The organism is Microcystis flos-aquae FACHB-1344, from assembly GCF_014698375.1.
GTDB classification, from domain to species: domain Bacteria; phylum Cyanobacteriota; class Cyanobacteriia; order Cyanobacteriales; family Microcystaceae; genus Microcystis; species Microcystis aeruginosa.
The window spans coordinates 1-21,392 of the sequence record NZ_JACJSW010000036.1; the positions used below are offsets into that span (position 1 = coordinate 1).

The following is a 21,392-nucleotide window of genomic DNA, read 5'->3' on the forward strand; positions in this document are numbered from 1 at the left end:
TGTCAACATATCAGCTATGTACACTGGTTTAGGAAAATTGTCTATTCAATCTGAAAAATGGCGTTCTGGGGTTGTCATGTTCTTAAATGTAAAGTTTTGTTACGAGATTCAACATTTCTGCGTTCCGCTAGATTCAATGCCATCTCTATCGTATTAACAGAAACGAGGATGATTGGGAATCCCTTAGAAACCTCTTGTACAGCGTCTCGAATTTGCGAATAGCTTAGGGAAAATTTCCGTTTTAATACATTTATCGTTTCATTTAAAACCTGTGTGCTAATCCAAGTCTCACCCGATCGAACACAATCAATCGCTCGCTGTCGTTTATCCGGCTCATCCTCAGAATACCCGTAAATTAAGACATTAGTATCGATAAAAACTTGATCGGGCATTAGCCTCGTCCCGATCGAATGTAAATCCCCGTGTATTTAAAGAAATCGCCTCGAACATCGTTTTTTCAGTTTTCTGGCTCGGATCGGGGACGATTTCCGAGTCATCCAAAACAATCACCCGTATCATCTTACCTTCCCATTGAGAAGAATATCGGGGGGGAACGCTCACTTGACCGTTATAAATAACCGTCCTAAATTCGATCGCTTCCATACATAGCTCCAATTAAACCCTATCTCTACTTTAGCTCTAGAGTTAGGCGATCATAGCTCGGACGTATTTTAGAAACTAGAATAAGGTTAAAAATCGCTTGCAGGGTTTACGGTGATGGAAGAAAAAGAAACAGGACTAAATGAACGGGAACTAGAGGAAATTCTGGAAATGGCACGGGATGCGGCGGAAAAAGCCCGATCGATGGGCGAGGTAATTACAGAAAATTCAAAAAAATGGCGAGAAAGAGCGAAACAATCGCCGCAAGTGAGATCGGGTGGCTGAAGTAACCGAACCGATATTTATGGGGAATAGTCGGGGGTTCGATCGATACGATAAACTAAACGATATCCACTCCAGAAGACCGCGATGGTTCAAGCGACCGAATATCTCTATATCGTTCGAGACGACGAGATTTTACACGGGGAACCAATTATCAAAGGAACGCGTACACCCGTCCGCGCCATCGTCGAAACTTGGCGTATGGGGGTCGCTCCCGAAGAAATACCCCTAGGAATGCCCCATCTGACGTTAAGTCAGGTCTTCAGTGCGTTGACCTATTACAGCGACCATCTAGAGGAAATTAACGCTTATATCGAGCGTAACCACATTCCCGACGACTTAATCGATCCGCTGCTAAAAAATTCGTGAATAATCTCTTCGGTGTAAAGGAACCCTTGTGACATCGAAACATTTCCTTAAGATATAAGACCGAAGGTCCAGTCTGGATACAAAATTGATATACCTAGAATCGCTACTCTGGCTCACCCTCTAGGCCATTCCCTTCCAGACTGCTAGGCTATTAGACAAGATGAATAACAATCAAACTCCACGGAAACAAGGACTATACGATCCCCGATTTGAACATGATGCTTGTGGTGTCGGTTTTATCGTTCATAAAACGGGTAAAAAGTCCCACGATATTGTTGAACAAGCCTTAACAATTTTACTAAACCTCGATCACCGTGGCGCGTGCGGTGCGGAAAAAAATACCGGAGATGGGGCGGGTATTTTGTGCCAAATCCCCGACCTATTTTTCCGGAAAGTGACCAGTAATCTAGGTTTTACCTTACCGGCAGCGGGACAATACGGGGTAGGAATGCTTTACACGGCCCCTGATGCCGAAATTCGCGGGAAAGGTCGGCAGGAATTCGAGAAAATCGCCGCCGAAGAGGGGTTAAAAGTTCTCGGTTGGCGTGATGTTCCCACGGATAACTCCAGTTTAGGCAATTCGGCCAAATCTACCGAACCCTTTATCGAACAGGTTTTCATCGAACGCGATGCCAATTTAAGCGATGATCTGGCCTTTGAACGCAAATTATACGTTATTCGCAAACGTTCCCACCTCAGTCGTCAATCCTTTAATCGTTACTGGTATCCTTGCAGTATTTCGAGTCGTACCATTGTCTATAAAGGGCAATTAATGCCGGTACAGGTGGGTGACTATTTTCCTGATTTACGCGACCCCGACTTTCAAAGCGCTTTAGGGTTAGTCCATTCCCGTTTTAGTACCAATACCTTCCCCAGTTGGGAACGCGCCCACCCTTACCGTTATATTGCCCACAATGGCGAAATTAATACCCTGCGAGGTAATATTAACTGGATGCACGCCCGTCAGTCGATGTTTGCCTCACCCTTGTTCGGGGAAGACATCAAAAAAATCCAGCCGGTTATTAATATCGAGGGTAGTGACTCCTTAATTTTTGATAATGCCCTAGAATTAATGGTTTTATCGGGGCGTTCTCTCCCTCACGCTGTCATGATGATGATTCCTGAACCCTGGGCAGCCCACGAATCGATGAGTGATGAGAAAAAAGCCTTTTATGAATACCATTCCTGTTTGATGGAACCCTGGGATGGTCCGGCCTCGATCGCTTTTACCGATGGTACGATGATGGGAGCAGTGTTGGACCGCAATGGTTTACGTCCTTCCCGTTACTACGTCACCAAAGATGACCTAGTAATCATGGCATCGGAAGCGGGAGTTTTACCCATTGAACCGGAACGCGTCGCTTTTAAAGGTCGTCTGCAACCCGGCCGGATGTTCCTTGTGGATATGAAAGAAGGTCGTATCGTGGCCGATGAGGAGATAAAAGAAGCTATTGCCAAAGCTCATCCCTATCGCCAGTGGTTAAACGAAAATTTAGTCAATTTAGATGATTTACCGGCTGTGGAAACTGCGCCACCGGAAACTGCTGTTTCCCTAATTCAACAGCAAACCGCTTTCGGTTACACTTTTGAGGAATTACGTCTTTTATTAGCCCCCATGGGCCGGGATGGAGTGGAAGCAGTGGGTTCCATGGGTTCCGATACACCCCTAGCCGTCTTGTCCGATCGGCCAAAACTGCTTTATGATTACTTTCAGCAGTTATTCGCCCAAGTCACTAACCCCCCGATTGACTCAATTCGCGAAGAAATTATCACCTCTCCCATCACCACTATCGGCGCGGAGAGAAATCTCCTAGATCCGCAGCCGGAAAGCTGTCACCTGATTAAACTTAACTCTCCCATCCTCACTAACGCCCAATTAGCCCGTTTACAGGGCAATAGCGAATTTAAAACCGTGACTATTCCCATTCTCTTCGATCCCACTTCGGGAGTCGAGGGGATGCGTAGCACAATTGAGGCAATTTGTCAAGAGGTGGACGAGGCAATTTTAGCGGGCGCGAGCATTATTATTTTAAGCGATCGAGGTATCGATAAAAATCACGCCCCGATTCCCTCACTGCTGGCGGTTGCCGGTTTACACCACCACCTCATCCGGCAGGGAACCCGTACCCGCGTCGGCCTTGTCCTGGAATCGGGCGAACCCCGGGAAGTGCATCACTACGCCCTTTTACTCGGTTATGGTTGCGGTGCGATTAATCCCTATCTAGCCTTTGCCACCCTCGGCAGTATGATCGAGGAAGGTTTATTGGTAGGAGTTGACCACCAGAGTGCCTGTAAAAACTACATAAAAGCCGCCACCAAGGGCGTAATTAAAGTGGCCTCTAAAATTGGCATTTCCACCCTGCAAAGCTACCGTGGGGCGCAAATATTCGAGGCTATCGGCTTAAATCGATCGGTAGTCGATCGCTATTTTACTTGGACAGCTTCCCGCATTGAAGGGGCCGATTTAGAAATTATTGCCAAAGAATCCCTGCTCAGACATGGCCACGCTTTCCCCGACCGGGACGTTAATGTGCATACCCTCGATATTGGCGGTGAATATCAATGGCGTAAGGACGGGGAAGCCCATCTTTTTAGCCCAGAAACCATTCATAACCTGCAACAAGCGGTAAAATTGGGCAAATACGACCTCTTTAAGCAGTATTCCCAACTGGTCAACCAACAAAATCAAAAATTCTTCACCCTGCGGGGATTATTAACCTTTAAAAACCGGGAAAGTATCCCCATCGAAGAAGTGGAACCGATTGAAGCGATTATGAAACGCTTTAAAACCGGGGCCATGAGTTACGGGTCTATTTCCAAAGAGGCCCACGAATCCCTCGCTATTGCCATGAATCGTATCGGTGGCAAGTCGAACACCGGGGAAGGGGGCGAAGATTCCGAGCGCTACACTTGGACAAATGAACGGGGAGACTCGAAAAATAGTGCCATTAAACAGGTGGCTTCCGGCCGTTTTGGTGTCACCAGTCTTTACCTTTCCCAAGCGCGAGAATTGCAGATAAAAATGGCCCAGGGGGCAAAACCGGGCGAAGGCGGTCAATTACCGGGTAAAAAAGTCTATCCTTGGATTGCCAAAGTCCGTCACTCCACCCCCGGAGTCGGTTTAATCTCTCCCCCACCCCACCACGATATCTACTCGATTGAAGACCTAGCGGAGTTGATTCATGACCTAAAAAATGCCAATCGTGCGGCCAGAGTGAGCGTAAAACTGGTTTCTGAGGTGGGAGTTGGCACAATCGCCGCCGGAGTCGCTAAAGCTCACGCCGACGTGGTTTTAATCTCTGGTTTCGATGGTGGGACCGGTGCCTCACCCCAAACCTCGATTAAACACGCGGGTTTACCTTGGGAGTTGGGACTAGCAGAAACCCATCAAACATTGGTGTTAAATAATCTTCGCAGTCGCATTGCGGTGGAAACCGATGGCCAGATGAAAACCGGCCGCGATGTGGTGGTAGCGACCCTATTGGGGGCCGAAGAATTCGGTTTTTCGACCGCGCCACTGGTGACGTTAGGCTGTATTATGATGCGGGTTTGTCATCTTAATACCTGTCCGGCGGGGGTAGCGACCCAGGATCCGTTATTACGGAAGAATTTCATCGGGGATCCTGAATATACGGTGAATTTCATGAAATTTATCGCCCAGGAAGTGCGGGAAATTATGGCCGAATTGGGATTCCGCACCTTAAATGAAATGGTGGGGCGAACTGATGTATTAGAGCCGAAACAGGCTGTAGAACATTGGAAAGCGAAAGGAATTGACCTAACTCCGATTCTCTATCAACCGGAGGTAGATGCAGAGGTAGGGCGTTATTGTCAGATTCCCCAGGACCACGGTTTAGATAAGTGCTTGGATATAACCGTTTTACTGGATTTATGCAAAGATGCCATTGAAAAAGGCGAAAAAGTCAAGGCGACACTACCGATTAAAAATATTAACCGCGTGGTGGGGACGATTTTAGGCAACGAAATCACTAAACGTCACTGGGAGGGTTTACCCGAAGATACCGTACATCTCCATTTTCAGGGCAGCGCGGGGCAGAGTTTCGGTGCTTTTGTTCCCAAAGGGGTGACACTGGAGTTAGAAGGGGATGCTAATGATTATGTGGGTAAGGGTTTAAGCGGTGGCAAAATCATCGTTTATCCGCCCAAAGGTTCCACTTTTGTGGCCGAGGAGAATATTATCATCGGTAATGTGGCTTTATACGGCGCGACCAGTGGTGAGGTGTATATTTCTGGGGTTGCTGGGGAACGTTTTGGGGTGCGTAACTCTGGGGTGACTACGGTGGTTGAGTCCGTTGGCGACCATGCCTGTGAGTATATGACGGGGGGTAAAGTCGTTGTTTTAGGGCCCACCGGTCGCAATTTCGCCGCCGGGATGAGTGGTGGTGTCGCCTACGTCCTCGATGAGTCGGGGGATTTCGCCACTCGTTGCAATACCCAAATGGTAGCTTTAGAGGCGCTAGAAGGGGAAGAAATCAACGATTTACGCGAGTTAATTCAACGCCATGCTGATTACACCCATAGTCAAAAAGCAGCCCTGGTTTTAGCAAATTGGTCGGAAATGTTGCCCAAGTTTGTTAAAGTAATGCCCAAGGATTATAAGCGGATGTTGCAGTGTATTAAAGAGGCGTTAGATTCTGGTTTAACCGGCGATTCTGCTCTCGATGCGGCTTTTGAAGCCAACGCCCGCGATGTGGCAAGGATTGGCGGTAGTTAGTTAGTACAAAAATATTGTAGGTTAACATAAAGTTAACCTACAATAAAACTACTATAATTAATCCTTATGCAAAGGAAAATTTGAAATGTTAAAATGGTTAACAAAAGCTATAAGCATAATAATAAGTTTAGAAAACTATGCTGCTTTTGCTAATTCATGTCCAGAGGACTGGCCGCAAAGATTAATCAATAACACTTGGTTTGAAGCAATTGGTTTTATCGAAACTCAGCAAGGAAAATATAATTGTCAAGTTTTAGAATCAGGAATTACTAGCGTTTTTTTCGCTATTAAGTGTAATAATGGTTCGGTTATCTATAAAACCGAAGATTTTTGTTATGAAGATGATCCATCTAGAGACAATCCTAATAGAAGATGTGCTGATTTTATATTTCTAATTGATAAAAATGGTTCTGAATTTAAAATGAATTATGAAATAATAATGAATCAGATTTGTAACAATGGGATAATGACTCAGCAACTCAATTTTATTGCTTTTCAATCAAGCTTTAGGTTTAGTGGTTCTGTTATTATCAAATTACGTTATCGTCCTGTCTTAAAGCCAGAAGGTTTTTAGGAGATTAACAAAATGTATAATCTAAATCTGGATCAAAAAGTGCGAGGTAAAAGAATGTTAGAAACTAAAGCTCTGAAAGATATAGAGTTAGCTTTTAGACAGTTTGGCTATGAAGGGGAAGATGTATTCAATGTAATTGCCTATTCTTACATTGATGTTTTTGCCATTGAAACTACTAAAAAGCTCGATAAGATTATTATGAAAGGGCGATGCTTATCAGAAATTGTATTTCAAGACAAGACTCTTCAAGAAATAATTTATTGTCAGATAAAAAAAGATGTCAATGGAAAAAACCTACCTATTTTTTATCAATACTTTTTAGCTAAAAGATTCAGAGACATTACGGGAAAGTTTTTTACCCCACACGCAATAGCAGAACAAATGGTCAGTATGCTTCCTATTAAATCGGATGCTTTAATAATGGATCCTACTTGTGGCAGTGGAACTTTTCTAAAAGAAGCGGGAGAACGTTGGCAATATAAACCTTGTCATCTCATTGCCAATGATGTAGATGAGATGTTGGTCTGTTTAACGGAATTAGTTTTAAGAATAAATACTAACCAAAGTCACAATATTTCTCTATTTACCTCGAATATTTATCGTCCCGATCAAGAAATTCAAACACTATTTGGTCAAGTAGATTACATTGTAGCAAATCCACCGTTTTCACTGCCAATAGACTTGTTAGAATCTCAAAGCGACTTATTCAATTTAGGCTATAGAAATAGCGATGCTCTATTTATTGATTTAGCTCTAGAGTTATTAAAGCCTGACGGACGTTTAGTTTGTCTTTTGCCTCATTCAATTATCTCAAATAAAGAGTATGAAAAGTTACGTCAAAGTGTCGAGAAAAGTTGGTTATTAACTGCCGTTATAATATTACCTGAAGGCGTTTTTCAATCAACTTCAAATACCACGACTCGTGCCGATATTATTGTCTTGGACAAAAAAGGTAAAAATACAATAAATAAAAAGACGATTTTTTCTAATATTTCTTCAATTGGCATCCCCCTGAACAATCAGCAAAAAAAGACAGAAAGCAACGATCTAAAAACATTGCTAGAAAACAAGGAAGTCGCCAAAGTTCTCGGTATTTAAGTATAAAAACAATGAAAAAAAACGGGCATACTTTTTTGACAATAGTAGATACCTGTAAGATAGAAGCAGGTATCTGGAATCCCTATCATTACAAAAAGAATGAATTAGGTTATACTCTATCAGATTTTGTTGATATTCAAAAAATTATCAATCATAAATGCGATATTAGTTTGTGTCATTTTGCACCGATAGAATATAAAAACATTCCAAAAGGAGAACTATTAACCTTTGTCCTAGAAGATAATTATTTGGCAAAAGGACGATATAGTGTTGTCGGTGAACAATCTCTAATTTTTGGCACTATGAGAGCCTATCTTGGCAATGTTTTAGTAACACCAAAAGCAACTTGGATCGAAAAAGATAGTCCCTTATTCTATCCTATTAATTCAGAGTTTGTAGAGATCATACCCAAAGATAACCTACCTTATTTTTGGTGGTGTTATCTCAAATCAGCTTTATTTCTCCATCAAATGCCAGCAGGGAGTGGTGGAACACGTCCAAGAGTAAGCGTAGAGAATTTGGAACAGATACCTGTAAGCGTTCCTACATTGCAAGAACGGACAAAAATAAACTCTAGTTTAATAGTTCTAGCAGAGCAATCTTGGCAAAACCTTCTTACTTGCAGACAGATAATGAAACAGGCAAATTTATCAAATAATTAATGATTATGCCCGATATATCACCACAAGAAATTCAATCACTACGCAATATTTTTAAGTCATTGATTGGCATAAAAATAGATTGGTTGAGTATTCCAGATCAAGCACTAAAAGGATTTGAACCTAGCCAAGTGGCTGTAATTGTTAACACACTTTTAGATGGAGTTTTACCCCAAATTCAATTAATTTCAAATTATCAAAATCAGGAAAAAATTACAAACATTGGACTAGAGAAATCTCCCAGTCAAATTGGAGAACGAGAAAGTTATCCCGACTACATTCATATTTCAGGCAAAAGAGTAGAGTTAAAAGGTTTATTTGTAGATAATAAAACTTTACAACTCAAAAGACCACCGACACCAAGAGAACCATCAGCAAGACTAAAAGAAAATATTACGATTGATAGTATTGATGCCGAAAAAGATGTTTTATTGATTGCAGCTATTCAACTTCAAGAAGAAAATGGTTTTTGTTCACCGTTTATCGTTGACATTGAAGTGTTTTCAATGATCGATTGCATTCGAGCAAGAGATCAACGATTGATAGAAACTGGCGGTAAATGGATTGATAATGTTCCCAAGGTGATTAGTAATAATGGCAGGAAAAAACAAAGGGCAGGGGAAACATTGGCAGATAATGATTATGAAAAAGATACTAATTTTGGTAAATTAAAACGAATACCATATCCGCCACTACAAGATTTTTTAACTAAATGGACTTAAAAGATCATTAATACTTAGGGCTTGCTAAATATCAGTGGAGGTCATGCTAGAAAATGGCTTGGGGTTTTTTTGGCAAAAAAGTGCAAGAAACAAACGTTGAGAAATCGAAATATGGACTCAAAACCCTTGCACTTTCGCTCTTTGATCGCGAAGGTTTACGCTTCGAGGTGTGCGAGATCATTCTATTATTCTGATAATTTTGCCAGTGGGAGATTATTATCGGTAATTAACAATTCTTCCCCTAGTTTGAGATTGTATATCATTTCGGGCAGTTTGGCTTGAGCTTCTTGGAGAGAGACAATCATAATTTTACGGCAAGCGCGAAGATGAAAGGATTTTCTAGGCCGATAATTTCTCGATTCTAACCGATCGAAGCCCGGAAGGTGTAGGCGAACCGAAAACCCTCTCCATTAAGGACTCGTGTTAAACTGATTAATCATGCTATTGTCTAGAAGCGACCTATGCCAAACTTAACCTTAAGCAACGAACAAGTGATCGAATTAGTCAAACAACTCCCCGAAGCACAGCAACAGGAACTATTTAGATTCCTCATCCAGCGTCAGTGGGGAAATATGGAAGCTATAACCGATTACGGAAGCCAACAGGCAAAAATCGTCGCAGCAGAACGCGGCTACGATTGGGATACCATGACGGAAGACGAAAGAGAAGAATTTATCGATGAAATCGTTCATGAGAAGTAGTGATTTATACTGTTGTCTTCGACACAAATATTCTCATATCTGCTGCGCTTTCTAAAAGCGGTAGCCCGAATAGTTGTTTTTCCCTAGCCCAAAGCAAACTGATTCGATCGGTCACTTGTCCAGAGATTTTAGGCGAATTATCCGAAAAACTTCTACTAAAAATCAAATTTCCTGAAGAACGAGTTAGAAAATACATTGAGGAAATTTGTGATGCTTCTAGCATTGTTTCTATAGGTGGAACACTTAGAGCCGTTCCCAATGATCCCGATGACGATATGATCATAGAATGTGCAATCGCTGGCAAGGCTACCCATATTATCACGGGAGACAAACATCTTCTTTCACTGGTTGAATATCAAAATATTCAGATCGTGAAAGCAAAAGATTTTCTGGACTTTTTAGATCAAAATAATAACCATCAATTATGAACTTTACTCAATGGGATTTTATTAAAAGATATTCGCGAAGCAAGATTATCCGCAGGAGACGTGGGAACCTTGGTAGAAAAACATCAAATCGAGGGATTAGAAAGGGGTTATAGTGTCGAGTTTTCCGATAGGTTGAGAAAAACGATCGCCCTACCAAAGACGTTGAATACCGTACCGATCTAAAATAGTATCTACACTAATAATCGGAATATTTTCAACAATGGCTTGAGCTACCAGAAGGCGATCAAAGGGGCCTTTATGATAAAAAGGAAGGGTGATCAGCGCATCCGTATGTTCTGGTGTGATGGCAAGGATATTAAATTGATATTGATTAAGGCATACGTCGATAAAATCTTTGTAAGATTGATGTAAAATGAGTTTACCGATACTGATTTTGATGGCGATTTCCCAATAGGATGCTGGGCTGATTAATATTTCGTTATTTTGGTTAATAATTAGTTGATGGGCGGCGCTACTTAGTGGGGATTCGTTGAGTGTGTACCAAAGCAGAGTATGGGTATCGATTAGACATTTCAATGCAGATACTCCGCGAAGTCTTGTAAGTGTTCTTCATCATCGGCCACGATGGTAATCATTCCTTTACATAGGCCAGGCCCCGGACGTTGGGGAGATGTGGGGGTTTGCCCGATTAATTTGGCTAGTGGGAGATTATTATCGGTAATCAACAATTCTTCCCCCGGTTTGAGATTGTATATCAGTTCGGGCAGTTTGGCTTGAGCTTCTTGGAGAGAGACAATCATAATTTTACGGCAAGCGCGAAGATGAAAGGACTTTCTAGTGGGACTTAGGCATTTTCGGGGAGCAAAAAAGGCTCAAACCATTACGGGACAAAGGGTTAACCTCGATTTATGATTTTCCTTGATCTATCTGGGTTTCAGCGATTTTGGGCTTCTCGAAGTAAATTCCAAGCGGGGATTGGAGTTGAGGCTTTTCTCGATTTGTTTTTTGTCTAAGTCCCATTAGGAGGAACAATTCAGGGAAGTTGGGCGACGGTCGAGCGAGTCGAACCCGTTCCTTTTCGTTTTGTCACCAACGCACCGATCCCCGTAACGAGCAAGATACCGGTAATCCCGCCTGGTTCGGGAACCACCACCACCTGAGTGCCTACGAACTCGCCGAACTGCCGGTGAACTGCGGCGGTGGGGTGAAGTCCATCGTAGAACAAATATTCATCCGGATTCGTGCAAACCGTCGTCAGATCCACACAGGGATCGGTGGTGTTTGTTAAGCTGAAACTACTAGGCGAATTGGTGATCGAGGCAAAATAACTAAAGGTATCGATCTCGATCAGATTGATCGTCGGATCATTGCGAAAAGTTGTCAATGAATTCCGTAAAAGGGCATTAAACTCCACGCTAACCGCCGTGGCCGCTGCGCTCGCCCCCGACACCCCCCGCGTCGCCTCTGGTGACAGCCCTAAATCTGGCAGATTGGGAACCAGGATATGAACAGCCCCTGCACTTTTCAGTCCCCCGATAATCGTAATAAGATCGCCAACTGCCCCCGTCAAGGTTGCGCTCGCCCCAGCACTATCCCCTGCGAGTTTCTGTCCGGCTGCGTCGCGAGCGTTATTACTCCCCCCCCAAACCATGTACAGGGCGCTCGATGGGGCGATTCCCCCCGTACTCGTTTGAAATAGGGCAAATTGGTTTAGTAAGCTGGGAGGAGTCGGCGGGGTGGTTCCCAGAGGCCCAGTTCTTGCGCCCCCGAATGCAAAATTCGTCCCTCCCTCTAGGTACGGAGACGCGCTAACCCCCAGACGGGCTGCCAAGGTTTCCACCCAGGTCGGACCATTGGTCAAGCGACCGCTTTGGTACGCTAGGGAAGGCATCAAAGCACCGAAGGGAACAAGTTGATAGTTCGGGTAGGTGGCGATGGCCACGTTACCGCTATCGGTTAAACTGTCCCCGAAGGCGAAGAGATTACTAAAGGTACTGGCCGAGGCGCTCACCGGAATTGTCGCGAGGGCTAGACCGAGAGAAAGGGCGGGTAGTTTATTTGTTATAGGTAAAGAATCGATTAAATATTGACAACAAGGAAAATAAGTTATAGATAATTTTAGAAGGAGAAACGTCTCCATGACTCAGCAAGTCTGAAATCAGAAAATCTGATATACCATGAGACGATATTTTTTGGAACAGTTCTCTGGTTGATTTTGGGGAAATCACGGGGTCTTTATCTCCGTGAATTAAAAAAATAGGACGATCGATCTGTTGAATAAAATTGATAGGAGAGAGTTGATAGATGAATTTTGCGGATAAGTGTTTTTTGATATCGTCAACAAACTGTTTTCTATAATCACTATTTTTTAAAATGGAATTCAAGATTTTTTGATCTCGATCAGACAATCTTTGATAACCGTGTAAATCCCCAAGTGTATTTTCTACAAGGGCAGGATTGTTTTCTTTGACAATAATTTCTAGAAGAATATTTTTTAGATTTTGAGTGTCCGAAATCACCAAGTTGATAAAGTTATAGAAAAATATCAATAAACCATAGTTGTCTAGATCATAATTTTCTAGACAATATTCTAGTGCTTTACCTAAATCCGAATAACAACCGATTAACAGAATGGAAGAAACGATCGATTGTATCGATTTTGGAGAGATGGCGATTAATCCCTGTCCCCCCGTAAACGATGGGGCAATATAGCCAATTTTTTTTTGATAGAGACAAGAAACGGCTTTTAAACAATCTCTCTGGTGCTTGATTGTTTCTGGAGTAATGAGCAATTGCTTAACTTCTGCGAATTCTGGGACAATCACTCGATAACCAACTGAAGCTAGAATTTTTGCTAATTGTTGAATGCGGGGATCTTCAATTCCCCTTGTATTCATGCCGTGTTGTAGGAATAATACTGGTAGATCTTCACTCTTGAAAGGGCTATAAGTTTTAGTGATAAATTTTTGAAATTCTGTCGCTAGTAAAAAATGTTCTTCGTGAATGAATGGAACAGGAAGAAAGCCGATAAATCTCAGGAGAAATATCAAGCCTTTGTACTGATTTGACAAGTGATAAAGTTTCATTAATTTTTAAGATTTAGTCATTTATTTTTTCAATATTCAGTAGTTAAAATTATTCGTCAGTTAAAATTATTCGTCTTGATAGTTTAAAAACAGATAAATGGCTAGTCCCGTCAATATGGGAAAAAGTATCCATGTTTCGATGTTAGAAGTATTGAGAAAGAAGGTTCGATTGAGTACATCGGTTAGTCCATAGCCAATCCACAGAGAAACACCAATCGTCACAATTGTTATAATAAGCATCCAATATTTCTGTTTTTGTTGAATCGTTTGATAAAGAGTAGCGAAAAATAAAATGGGAATCACTAAATACAAGAAAGTGTCTAACTGTTGCATCCATTGTAAATTATTGTAGCCAAACAAAATATTTTTGGTTTTTATGATATAATAAAGTCTAAAGGGAGTCCAAAACACAACCATTATTTGAGCAATTACTAAATACTCAAAATATCGAATTTGATTATAAAACTTTCTGGGATCTTGATTCTGTACCCACAGAACGAAAAAGGTTAAAACCGTAAAAGTAATCGCCAAAAAAGTATACCCGTAAAACCAACGACTCCGAGAAACCCAATTTTTTTGTCCTTTCCAAGTCGTCGAATAATCTAAACCGATTTCCATCAGTTTATGGAAACCTTTCGCTTGCTCTTCCGTGATCTGATTATCATTTTTAAGCGCAATATAGTTAGACAAGGATTCTTCAAGGATCGCCTTACTGATCACGAGGTGATCTTTCTGAAAAATCTTTCGCGTATCTAGAATATCTTTCGGTATTGTTTGAATATCGGCGATCGTGTTTTTGTTCAAGGTCGATAGATCGATACTTGCTTGAGCCGTTTTATTAAGCTCTAATAGAAACATATTGGAACCACTCATCTCTATCACAAGAAGTACGACAGAGATAGCTAACATTGCTAATATGCCTAATTGTAAACCTCGGTCTGTTCTGTTGATAATTTGCGTAAAACTTTTATAAATAAGCCATAGAGCCGCCCAAAACATAAAAAGAGGATAGAGGATAATATGAGGATATAGCTTCGCGTAGAATATAGCTTTATCCCAACCAAATTCATAAAGGATGCTGAGAGGTAAACCGAAGACTCCTATTATTCCCCCTATAATTAGGAGAATACGACATTTAGGAGACAATTCAGACTCGGATAAAAACTCTTTCCAGGTGGCTAAGGGAACTGCGGGGTTAGGAACGATAACGGGTAGCCAATGTACTCCAGGAAATTTCTCTGGTTTATCATAGGTTTTTTGCAGATGTTGTCGTGCGTTACCCACCGAGACAAATAAAGATTTGTTTCGGGAGAAGGAATCGAGGAAATATTTCAGGAAATCGATCGCCATCTGATTATCAATTTCCTCTTTCATCACGATACTTTGCGGTAAGCGTAACTCTGCTAATTGAGCGGCAATTCCCAAGCCATCACAAGAGTTAAAAATCGCTAGATACAGTCCGTTTTGTATAGCAACTTCCAACTGTTCTTTTATATCATCAATAGTGATGCTCTCCCGCTCATTGAGATGTAAAACTCCTTTCCCTTCATCGTTAGTTTCACTATGGCCAGAATAGAAAATAATATTCCAGCCTTTAGGTTCAACTAATACATTTTTCAATTCATCTAAGGTTGGCTGTTCTAAAGGTTCTAGTATCGCACCATGTTCTCGGACTCTGTTCAGTAATTTTGAGTCCTCATCGAGGGTAATGTTGTCATCGGAACCTAATATCATCAAGATGCGAACTTGGGGATGTTGTCTAATCTTTCCCCATCCTTTAGGGGGTTCATATTCTGGGGGGCCGATAGCGATTTCCGCTTGAGGGTAGTGTTGAGATAATAAATCCCAAGCTTGCCAAGGAAGTTGTTTTAAGATAGGATCATCGGTTTGAATAGTAACTTGAATTTCGGCTTCTGATTTATCAAGGCCTTGAGTTAGCCAACCCCGAACCTTTGACCAATCTTCCCCCGAGTTAAGCCAGTTGTTCAATTCGGTGGTTAAACTTTGATAGGATTCCCAACAATTATTATAATTCTTGTCATACGAATCATTTATGAAAAAAGCATCATCATCGTCTTCATTCTCAACGATGTTCTGATTATTTTCATCATCCCCTGTTCTTCTAGTATTACGAGAATGATAATTACGATTGACTATATGATTGAAGGCTTGTTGCCATCGCTCAAGAGACTCAATTAGTGTATCTGGATAAAATGGAACAGAAAGTCTTCTACGGATTCTGGACGAGTTAGAATCCTTGCTGATTCTGACCTCGAGCAAAAAAGATTGCGTATCTTGTGTAACTATATTGAATTCAACTTCCTGCGTCATGGAAATTTTTTCCTTTTGTAATCGCTCATCGCCAATTCAAAAATGAAGCTCTAAATCAATTACTGGGAAAGCTTTCCGAATGAGTTTTTCCATTAAAAGTGATCTTGACTTGATAGAGTTTACCGTTTTGTCTGGCAAACTCTAGTTTTTCCAGATCCAAAATAGCGGGTTTCGGAGGAAGTGTTAGCCAATTATCCCCTTGTTTTGCGGTCGCCGAGGTTAACATTTTGCCAGAGGGAGCTAGTAAGGCGAATTCCAACCCAGAAGGTAAACTTCTAATATTTCCGACAGGAATTAACTCAAAAGACACCTTAAATTTATTTTGTTCATTCTCCTGTTGCCGGATGTCAACCATCAAAGCAAAGTCCCGTCCATCTATGCTAATTAACTTTCCTTTATTTAACAGCATTGCCGAGGAATCAAGAGATGACTGACTGATCCTTCGAGATCTTCCACTTCGTCCACTGGCTGTTAAGACTTTTTCTGATTCTAGCCAATCAGAAGCTAAAAGTTTTTCGATTCGTATAATTTGTTCAATTCGTTGTTGAAGCGAAATAGAATCGAATACATCTATCAAATCTTCCAAGGGTTGTAATTGCTCAAGGGAAACTGGTTCCGCAGCCACTTTTCTGACAAAACCTAATAGATTTGCCATTTTCTCTTTTTCGTCGATCTCTACTATGACGTAGGCGATTCTGTCTTCCCAAACCTCCGGGGGAACATAGCAAACCTTTTCCCCAGGCCGGATAGGACGACATTCTAACTTCCCTAATCCCTTGATCTCTAAATCCGCTACATCCATGAGGATTCGAGTGCTACTGTTCCAGCTATCACTATTCTCAAAATCCGTCTCTACACTCAATAAATTACAACAATAAAAACCAACGGCACGGACAGCTAAGGTATTGAGCAAAACCTGACCAGCTTTGGCGGTATTTTTCTGTTGTCCGCTAAACTCTCTAGCACAGTTAAAATCCGACATTCCCAAAGGTACTGGAAAAGTTAATTGTTCGTTTTCGATGCTCATGGTCAGGATATCCTATGCTTCAATTGGTTTTTATTGGTTACATTAAGTGTCAAGATTTTCTCGAAAGATTGGCTTAAATTTTTGAATATTGCGTTGATAAAAAGCCGAGATGACTGGAACGGGTATCTTCCATTCTTCGGATAAATCTTTCCACGATCGCCCATCGATTCTGCCAAGTGCGATCGCCTGAAAATTCGCTTCCTCATGATTTCCAATGTGAGCTTTCCTGAATTGTCCAGTGGGATCTTGCTCAATTAGTTCTCTGAGTTTTTCATATTCTCTATGACGAGGATGAGCAGTTTCGGGTTGCTCTAACTTGTCTAGGGGAGTCGTACTAGATGGATCATTATTTTGATATACAGGTTGATCAAGAGATTCATCCCGAACTCGTTTCTTTTTGTTGTTTTCTTGAACAAGACGACCCATTACATACTTGTCGCAGAGGTCTAGAAACCGATAGCGGAGTGTTTCCCGAAACCAATGTAAAATATGACCTTGAGCGGGATCGTATTCGTCAATCTTCTTATACAAGCGGATAAAGGTTTCCTGGATAGCTTCGTCCTGTAGCTCCCTATAGATAGAATAGGGTAACTGATAGCGGTTTTGACAACTTGGCTGGGATTGCAGGATCGCGTTCGTTAGCTTGGTTAAGTATTTCAGCCTATCCTTACTGCCTTTAGGATAACTTTTCGCCTTTAGTTCTAATTCATCTACTATCCTCTCTAGATCATCCATTTTTATTATCCAAATTCTTGATCGCTGATGCTCGATGTGTCTCCTCTCTGTTATAGCAAACAGGGAGAGCTCTTTTGGGAACGGCGATCGAGCTATGCGAGTCATGTTTCAACCTCCCCCCACTTCTACCACTTTATTAGAAAACTGTACTTTAGCGATCGTGTTGACAGCCCCCGGAGAGATTTGTAAACTTCTGGAGATTTGTACGGTGGATTGCCCTCTAATCACGAATTCCTCGAAAATCCCCCGAAAATCCTGAGTACACTCCCGATAGAATTGACCTATCTCTGCGTTATCGGTAAGGCCGAAAAATTTGATAATCTCCTCCCAAGATTTATTATCTCGTCGCTGTAAAGCGATCGCCTGAAAATTCGCTTCTGGGGTTTGCCAGAATTTTTCTTTGAATCGTCCTCGGGGATCTTGTTCGATTACCTCCCATAGATCTTCCCAGTTTTCGATCGAGGCTACATCCGACGGAGCGATCGGGGTGTATGGATTGATCGTACTACTATTCTGTTGTACAAATATCCCATTCACCCACTCTAAGAATAAAGATTCTTGCGGATTGTACTCATCAATGTTTAACAAAACCGAAGTTAACGTTTTCTGTAGAGCTTCATTCCATATTTCGTGTGCTAGAGGGGAAGAAGTAAGGGAAACGGAAGGGTATATGATCTTCTGCTTGTATATTCCGACTATTTCCCTCACTATTTTGGTTACGCATCTAATTCTATCTTTGCTATTTTTTGGGTAATTTTGGGCATTTCTAATTAACTCTTGAAGGGTTTGCTCCGATCGGTTCAGCGCAACTTCAATCAGTGCTAGTCTTGCGTCGATTGCCCCTCGTTGCTGAAGGTCGTTCTCTAATTTTTCACTCAGTCCAAGATTATTAATAAATAAAGTGTTCGTTACCTTTGCACCGCTTAGATTAGTCCCGCTGAGATTAGCCCCACTGAGATTAGCCCCACTGAGATTAGCCCCACTGAGATTAGCGTTACTAAGATCGGTTCCGTTCAGGTTAGTGTTACTTAAATCCGCTTCGCTAAAGTTTGCCCCACTTAAATTATCGCTACTTAAATCTACCCCACTTAAATCAACTCCGATAAAGTCTTCCGCGAGGTTCAAACCAACAATTGTAGCCCTTTTGGAAAATTTATCCGTTTTCGTCGTTTTCAATTTTTCGACCACTTCCTGAAGGTATCGATTTATTTCGTCATCACATCTTTCGGCAACCATTAGATAACTCCTTTTTTTGTGGTTACTTGAAACAATCACTTAGAAACAGTAGAAACAATAGAATAGCTCAAATAATCACAATCTCTAAAATTGTTTTGTAAAATAAATTTAGCAACACTCCTTTCTATCATCGTAGCCGCTTCTTTTTCTGTCAGATCAAGATTTTCAAGCACTTTTAAGAGTCCAGTTCCTTTAAGTATTTTTATATCCTCTAATTCAGGTTTTTGAAATGTGCAGACAACTGTACAGGGATTTTTCGTTACATCAATAGTGGCCAAGGTTTCTTTTTTAAGTAATCCCTTTAGTACCTCCCCCGTAAGTGTAAAAATCCAGATCGGATCACTTTCTCCCCCTGCCGTTTCCACAACATATTTTTTGTCTTGATATTCTTCTGATCTTTTTCGACCAATTTTTTTCTCTGCCCCTAAGCTACCTCCTATTTTGGGTTTGACAGACACATTAACTTCACCTTTAACACCGAACTGCATTTCATTCGTGACTTCATCTTTTACCTGAACATCACGTTCTAGCGGCAAAGGGTTGAATAACTGCATATTATCTAAAGAAACTTTTCCGTTTTCTATAACAGCCTGTAATTTACCTTTATTTAAGCCAATTTTTATTTCTCCATAATATGTTGTTTTTATTGTGTGTGTACCAAATCGAATAGTGGCTACAAGGTCAATTTGTTTAGGCTTGAATAGTTTAAGGATAGGATTTTCTTTCTGTTCGACTTTCATTTCCATGCGTAGCCAGTCAGGAAATGGATTATGGTGTGGGGAGGAATTGGTCATCGGGGATACATCTCGATTGGATGGCAGTGATCGGTAGTATGACTCGATTGTACCGGTTTTTCCCCATCACGCACCCTTTTTTTCTCTGTCTCCCCACCGAGCCGATCCCGAAAGAACCCGCAAACCCGATCGACGCGAGATCAGTAAGAGAAAATTGCCCCGAAGTCCCACTTCCTTACTATGTTACATTCTGATTGCAAGCCTTCCCAGGCGCAAGCCTTGCTGGGCTTAGGGCTTACGCCCTTTCTTCGATCGGATTCGCCGATCACGATAACGCCAAGAGAGCCTAAACCTTAACCCTTGTTAGATATTGTTTAATTTCCTCCCCTCAACCACACACCAGCTATCCCCAAGGCAACATACATAAACCCAAAGCCAATCAAAGGAGGGTTCGCGTTAAATAGCCCGATGGCAATTAACACAACCCCAAATAAAAATAAAAATGGACCGAAGAGAAACAAGAGGAACCAAGAAAGGAAGAGGCCAGCAATCACATACACTACCTACCGAATTTTTACCGAATTTCCTACCGCCCTACTCTCCTATCTGACCTGTGACCGGCGATTACGCAAACGAATCTTAAGAAACCATGAAGTCTTTTTCGGTAGGCCGATTTAGAATTGAATCAATCCCTGACGCTCGATAACAACTCCCAAAGAAATAGTCATGGCTTGATATAGATCTCCAAAGTTACCGATCGAATGAGTCGAGGTAGCGTATCGACTAATCGAAGACAGTTGGGAACTAGCCGAACTCCCTACACCGATCACTGACAAACAAAGATTAGAGTTCAGAAAATAACTCAGATCTTGTAACCTAGTATTCGAGTTATTATCACCCCCGTCCGTGATAGCGAGGACAAGTTTTAAATATTGATAGGGAAGATAGCTGTCCATTGTTACCAACTCGGAAGAGGCGATTTTAATCGCATCGTATAGAGCGGTACTACCACCATCATTTCGTAGGTTATTAACCCACTGACATAGGGCGGCTACATGACTTTCGTTGTCCATTTTAACCACATTTAAAGGCTGAGGCGGTCCGAAAATATTTCGACGATCTTTAAAAGCGGTAACGGATACAAAATCGGAAGGTAAACCGGGTAAAGATCGACCTCGTAGATGAGTGGCGACCAGAAATTTGATTAGTTGATCCTTGCCAATCGCAAAATCTCGATTGGAAATGGAGGCCGTACAATCGACGGTAACTCCTAGTAGCCAAGGGACGGGAATTTGGAAAGCTTGTACTTCTCTATGATATAAATGCATTGGGTAAGCCTCTACTCGTTTTTTCTTTTGCCAATGGACACCTATGGTGGAAGATTTTCAGAAAAAAGGAACTTTGAACTTTGAATCTCCCTTGTTTTTCTATCGTTAGTTTTCATAAGAACTATGCAAAATCGATCATAAAGTTTTGTCAAAAATTGACACGAACCTCTGAGAAACGATAGTTCACAGCCGAATGGGCATTTCCGCTACGGGGAGTGAGCGGTAAGCATTTAGCCACGAATTCTCTAGGAACAAGGAAAATCTACTTTCCCCCCCCTATTCGTATATCTAAGCGAGTCTGGACAAATACGCGAAAACCAATAGTAAGAAATTCTCAAGTCTTCCGAAAAAAAGCGAGGTCAGGAGACCTGTAAAGCTTGTAATCCTCGACGTGGACTACGGGGTTTACTTCTGAGAGGGGGACAAGCGAGCTAGAAGGTAGATAGGGCAAGCGATATAGCTCTTTGTCCTTTGATGTAATCCTTCAACCGATAGCGGCTAATTTGCATTAGCTCTTCTATATTTTTTGGGAACATTTGATGTAGCTGGAGCCAATGATAGAGATGTTGACCCACATAAAAACTGCTGTGTCTGCGTTGACCTTTATATCTTTTTTCGGGTCTTGTGACATATTTTTGGATTCCCATATCCTTAATTTTTTTCCCTTGCATTATGGCACTTGTATAGGCGATAGCTATAACAATTATCAGCTTTGATAAGTATTGCGGTGCTAATTGAGAACCTTCTAAGCTATAGCCTCCCGACTTAAAATCTCGGAACATCTCC

Annotated in this window: 23 protein-coding genes and 1 pseudogene; 10 read left to right on the forward strand and 14 right to left on the reverse strand. The window is 41.6% G+C overall.

The features are described 5' to 3' along the window. Window positions 1-74 precede the first annotated feature (74 nt). Both H6G48_RS02290 and H6G48_RS02295 read right to left on the reverse strand, forming a co-directional pair. The gene (locus tag H6G48_RS02290; RefSeq protein ID WP_242034502.1) at window positions 75-392 is read right to left on the reverse strand and encodes a PIN domain-containing protein; all 318 of its coding nucleotides are present in this window, start codon (window positions 390-392) and stop codon (window positions 75-77) included. Continuing rightward, window positions 364-603: a hypothetical protein gene (locus tag H6G48_RS02295; RefSeq protein ID WP_190718671.1), complete on the reverse strand. Its 240-nt coding sequence runs from the start codon at window positions 601-603 to the stop codon at window positions 364-366. The genes H6G48_RS02290 and H6G48_RS02295 overlap by 29 nt, the downstream gene beginning before the upstream one ends. Window positions 604-717: 114 nt before the next feature. Between H6G48_RS02295 and H6G48_RS02300 the strand changes: the two genes are divergently transcribed. The 7 genes from H6G48_RS02300 (at window position 718) to H6G48_RS02330 (ending at window position 9,039) form a co-directional block, all read left to right on the forward strand. After that, on the forward strand, window positions 718-885 hold the full coding sequence (locus H6G48_RS02300; RefSeq protein WP_002750660.1) for a hypothetical protein: 168 nt from the start codon (window positions 718-720) through the stop codon (window positions 883-885). Window positions 886-969: 84 nt separating this feature from the next. Further along, window positions 970-1,251, forward strand: coding sequence for a DUF433 domain-containing protein (locus H6G48_RS02305; protein WP_190718674.1), 282 nt, complete (start codon window positions 970-972; stop codon window positions 1,249-1,251). Between the two features lie 160 nt (window positions 1,252-1,411). Continuing rightward, window positions 1,412-5,986, forward strand: coding sequence for a glutamate synthase large subunit (gltB, locus tag H6G48_RS02310; protein ID WP_190718676.1), 4,575 nt, complete (start codon window positions 1,412-1,414; stop codon window positions 5,984-5,986). An 85-nt stretch (window positions 5,987-6,071) separates the two neighbouring features. Further along, complete coding sequence (locus tag H6G48_RS02315) at window positions 6,072-6,560, forward strand: hypothetical protein (RefSeq protein ID WP_069475342.1); 489 nt, start codon at window positions 6,072-6,074, stop codon at window positions 6,558-6,560. Window positions 6,561-6,572: 12 nt separating this feature from the next. After that, window positions 6,573-7,658, forward strand: a complete 1,086-nt coding sequence (locus H6G48_RS02320) for an HsdM family class I SAM-dependent methyltransferase (protein WP_190718679.1) — start codon at window positions 6,573-6,575, stop codon at window positions 7,656-7,658. An 11-nt stretch (window positions 7,659-7,669) separates the two neighbouring features. Beyond that, window positions 7,670-8,320: a restriction endonuclease subunit S gene (locus tag H6G48_RS02325; RefSeq protein WP_190718682.1), complete on the forward strand. Its 651-nt coding sequence runs from the start codon at window positions 7,670-7,672 to the stop codon at window positions 8,318-8,320. Continuing rightward, complete coding sequence (locus tag H6G48_RS02330; protein ID WP_190718685.1) at window positions 8,320-9,039, forward strand: hypothetical protein; 720 nt, start codon at window positions 8,320-8,322, stop codon at window positions 9,037-9,039. Before H6G48_RS02325 ends, H6G48_RS02330 begins: the two co-directional genes overlap by 1 nt. 185 nt (window positions 9,040-9,224) lie before the next feature. Here the strand turns inward: H6G48_RS02330 and H6G48_RS02335 are convergent, their stop codons facing one another. Next, on the reverse strand, window positions 9,225-9,344 hold the full coding sequence (locus H6G48_RS02335) for a type II toxin-antitoxin system Phd/YefM family antitoxin (RefSeq protein WP_069475345.1): 120 nt from the start codon (window positions 9,342-9,344) through the stop codon (window positions 9,225-9,227). A gap of 156 nt (window positions 9,345-9,500) precedes the next feature. Here H6G48_RS02335 and H6G48_RS02340 point away from each other — a divergent pair, with 156 nt between their 5' ends. Genes H6G48_RS02340 through H6G48_RS02350 form a run of 3 tightly spaced genes read left to right on the forward strand, consistent with a single transcriptional unit; the run spans window position 9,501 to window position 10,351 of the window. After that, complete coding sequence (locus H6G48_RS02340; protein ID WP_002750644.1) at window positions 9,501-9,740, forward strand: hypothetical protein; 240 nt, start codon at window positions 9,501-9,503, stop codon at window positions 9,738-9,740. Beyond that, window positions 9,740-10,168 carry a putative toxin-antitoxin system toxin component, PIN family gene (locus tag H6G48_RS02345; RefSeq protein WP_147069325.1) on the forward strand — a complete coding sequence of 143 codons (429 nt, stop codon included), beginning with the start codon at window positions 9,740-9,742 and terminating at the stop codon, window positions 10,166-10,168. The genes H6G48_RS02340 and H6G48_RS02345 overlap by 1 nt, the downstream gene beginning before the upstream one ends. A 60-nt stretch (window positions 10,169-10,228) precedes the next feature. Next, window positions 10,229-10,351 carry a hypothetical protein gene (locus H6G48_RS02350; RefSeq protein ID WP_002799393.1) on the forward strand — a complete coding sequence of 41 codons (123 nt, stop codon included), beginning with the start codon at window positions 10,229-10,231 and terminating at the stop codon, window positions 10,349-10,351. On the opposite strand, the gene H6G48_RS02355 is transcribed toward H6G48_RS02350, so the two are convergent. The 11 genes and pseudogenes from H6G48_RS02355 to H6G48_RS25960 form a co-directional block, all read right to left on the reverse strand. Then, complete coding sequence (locus H6G48_RS02355; RefSeq protein WP_190718688.1) at window positions 10,319-10,705, reverse strand: type II toxin-antitoxin system VapC family toxin; 387 nt, start codon at window positions 10,703-10,705, stop codon at window positions 10,319-10,321. The two genes, H6G48_RS02350 and H6G48_RS02355, sit on opposite strands and share 33 nt — an antisense overlap. Continuing rightward, the gene (locus tag H6G48_RS02360) at window positions 10,702-10,929 is read right to left on the reverse strand and encodes a type II toxin-antitoxin system Phd/YefM family antitoxin (RefSeq protein ID WP_002763578.1); all 228 of its coding nucleotides are present in this window, start codon (window positions 10,927-10,929) and stop codon (window positions 10,702-10,704) included. The genes H6G48_RS02355 and H6G48_RS02360 overlap by 4 nt, the downstream gene beginning before the upstream one ends. A gap of 233 nt (window positions 10,930-11,162) precedes the next feature. Further along, on the reverse strand, window positions 11,163-12,269 hold the full coding sequence (locus tag H6G48_RS02365; protein ID WP_190718691.1) for an SGNH/GDSL hydrolase family protein: 1,107 nt from the start codon (window positions 12,267-12,269) through the stop codon (window positions 11,163-11,165). Next, entirely contained in the window at window positions 12,184-13,215 is a 1,032-nt protein-coding gene (locus H6G48_RS02370; RefSeq protein ID WP_190718695.1) for an alpha/beta hydrolase family protein, read from the reverse strand. Before H6G48_RS02370 ends, H6G48_RS02365 begins: the two co-directional genes overlap by 86 nt. Before the next feature lie 66 nt (window positions 13,216-13,281). Beyond that, complete coding sequence (locus H6G48_RS02375; RefSeq protein WP_190718697.1) at window positions 13,282-15,546, reverse strand: CHAT domain-containing protein; 2,265 nt, start codon at window positions 15,544-15,546, stop codon at window positions 13,282-13,284. 55 nt (window positions 15,547-15,601) lie between these two features. Further along, window positions 15,602-16,573: a DUF1822 family protein gene (locus H6G48_RS02380; protein ID WP_190718700.1), complete on the reverse strand. Its 972-nt coding sequence runs from the start codon at window positions 16,571-16,573 to the stop codon at window positions 15,602-15,604. 42 nt (window positions 16,574-16,615) lie between these two features. Continuing rightward, on the reverse strand, window positions 16,616-17,308 hold the full coding sequence (locus tag H6G48_RS02385) for an RNA polymerase sigma factor (protein WP_190718703.1): 693 nt from the start codon (window positions 17,306-17,308) through the stop codon (window positions 16,616-16,618). Between the two features lie 108 nt (window positions 17,309-17,416). Further along, window positions 17,417-18,544, reverse strand: a complete 1,128-nt coding sequence (locus H6G48_RS02390) for a pentapeptide repeat-containing protein (RefSeq protein ID WP_190718706.1) — start codon at window positions 18,542-18,544, stop codon at window positions 17,417-17,419. Between the two features lie 35 nt (window positions 18,545-18,579). Continuing rightward, entirely contained in the window at window positions 18,580-19,338 is a 759-nt protein-coding gene (locus H6G48_RS02395; RefSeq protein ID WP_190718710.1) for a hypothetical protein, read from the reverse strand. 614 nt (window positions 19,339-19,952) lie between these two features. Continuing rightward, complete coding sequence (locus tag H6G48_RS02400) at window positions 19,953-20,606, reverse strand: VWA domain-containing protein (RefSeq protein ID WP_190718712.1); 654 nt, start codon at window positions 20,604-20,606, stop codon at window positions 19,953-19,955. A 431-nt stretch (window positions 20,607-21,037) separates the two neighbouring features. Beyond that, a pseudogene (locus H6G48_RS25960) lies at window positions 21,038-21,392 on the reverse strand (IS4 family transposase); the annotation flags it as partial.

Bases quoted from the DNA above. Each gene is read 5' to 3' on its own strand.
- H6G48_RS02380 (WP_190718700.1), bottom strand. From the start codon at position 16,573: ATGAGCATCGAAAACGAACAATTAACTTTTCCAGTACCTTTGGGAATG.
- H6G48_RS02290 (WP_242034502.1), bottom strand. From the start codon at position 392: ATGCCCGATCAAGTTTTTATCGATACTAATGTCTTAATTTACGGGTAT.
- H6G48_RS02385 (WP_190718703.1), bottom strand. From the start codon at position 17,308: ATGGATGATCTAGAGAGGATAGTAGATGAATTAGAACTAAAGGCGAAA.
- H6G48_RS02325 (WP_190718682.1), top strand. From the start codon at position 7,670: ATGAAAAAAAACGGGCATACTTTTTTGACAATAGTAGATACCTGTAAG.
- H6G48_RS02335 (WP_069475345.1), bottom strand. From the start codon at position 9,344: ATGATTGTCTCTCTCCAAGAAGCTCAAGCCAAACTGCCCGAAATGATA.
- H6G48_RS02365 (WP_190718691.1), bottom strand. From the start codon at position 12,269: ATGGAGACGTTTCTCCTTCTAAAATTATCTATAACTTATTTTCCTTGT.
- H6G48_RS02375 (WP_190718697.1), bottom strand. From the start codon at position 15,546: ATGACGCAGGAAGTTGAATTCAATATAGTTACACAAGATACGCAATCT.
- H6G48_RS02370 (WP_190718695.1), bottom strand. From the start codon at position 13,215: ATGAAACTTTATCACTTGTCAAATCAGTACAAAGGCTTGATATTTCTC.
- H6G48_RS02330 (WP_190718685.1), top strand. From the start codon at position 8,320: ATGATTATGCCCGATATATCACCACAAGAAATTCAATCACTACGCAAT.
- H6G48_RS02390 (WP_190718706.1), bottom strand. From the start codon at position 18,544: ATGGTTGCCGAAAGATGTGATGACGAAATAAATCGATACCTTCAGGAA.
- H6G48_RS02295 (WP_190718671.1), bottom strand. From the start codon at position 603: ATGGAAGCGATCGAATTTAGGACGGTTATTTATAACGGTCAAGTGAGC.
- gltB (WP_190718676.1), top strand. From the start codon at position 1,412: ATGAATAACAATCAAACTCCACGGAAACAAGGACTATACGATCCCCGA.
- H6G48_RS02340 (WP_002750644.1), top strand. From the start codon at position 9,501: ATGCCAAACTTAACCTTAAGCAACGAACAAGTGATCGAATTAGTCAAA.
- H6G48_RS02315 (WP_069475342.1), top strand. From the start codon at position 6,072: ATGTTAAAATGGTTAACAAAAGCTATAAGCATAATAATAAGTTTAGAA.
- H6G48_RS02320 (WP_190718679.1), top strand. From the start codon at position 6,573: ATGTATAATCTAAATCTGGATCAAAAAGTGCGAGGTAAAAGAATGTTA.
- H6G48_RS02360 (WP_002763578.1), bottom strand. From the start codon at position 10,929: ATGATTGTCTCTCTCCAAGAAGCTCAAGCCAAACTGCCCGAACTGATA.
- H6G48_RS02400 (WP_190718712.1), bottom strand. From the start codon at position 20,606: ATGCATTTATATCATAGAGAAGTACAAGCTTTCCAAATTCCCGTCCCT.
- H6G48_RS02305 (WP_190718674.1), top strand. From the start codon at position 970: ATGGTTCAAGCGACCGAATATCTCTATATCGTTCGAGACGACGAGATT.
- H6G48_RS02395 (WP_190718710.1), bottom strand. From the start codon at position 19,338: ATGACCAATTCCTCCCCACACCATAATCCATTTCCTGACTGGCTACGC.
- H6G48_RS02300 (WP_002750660.1), top strand. From the start codon at position 718: ATGGAAGAAAAAGAAACAGGACTAAATGAACGGGAACTAGAGGAAATT.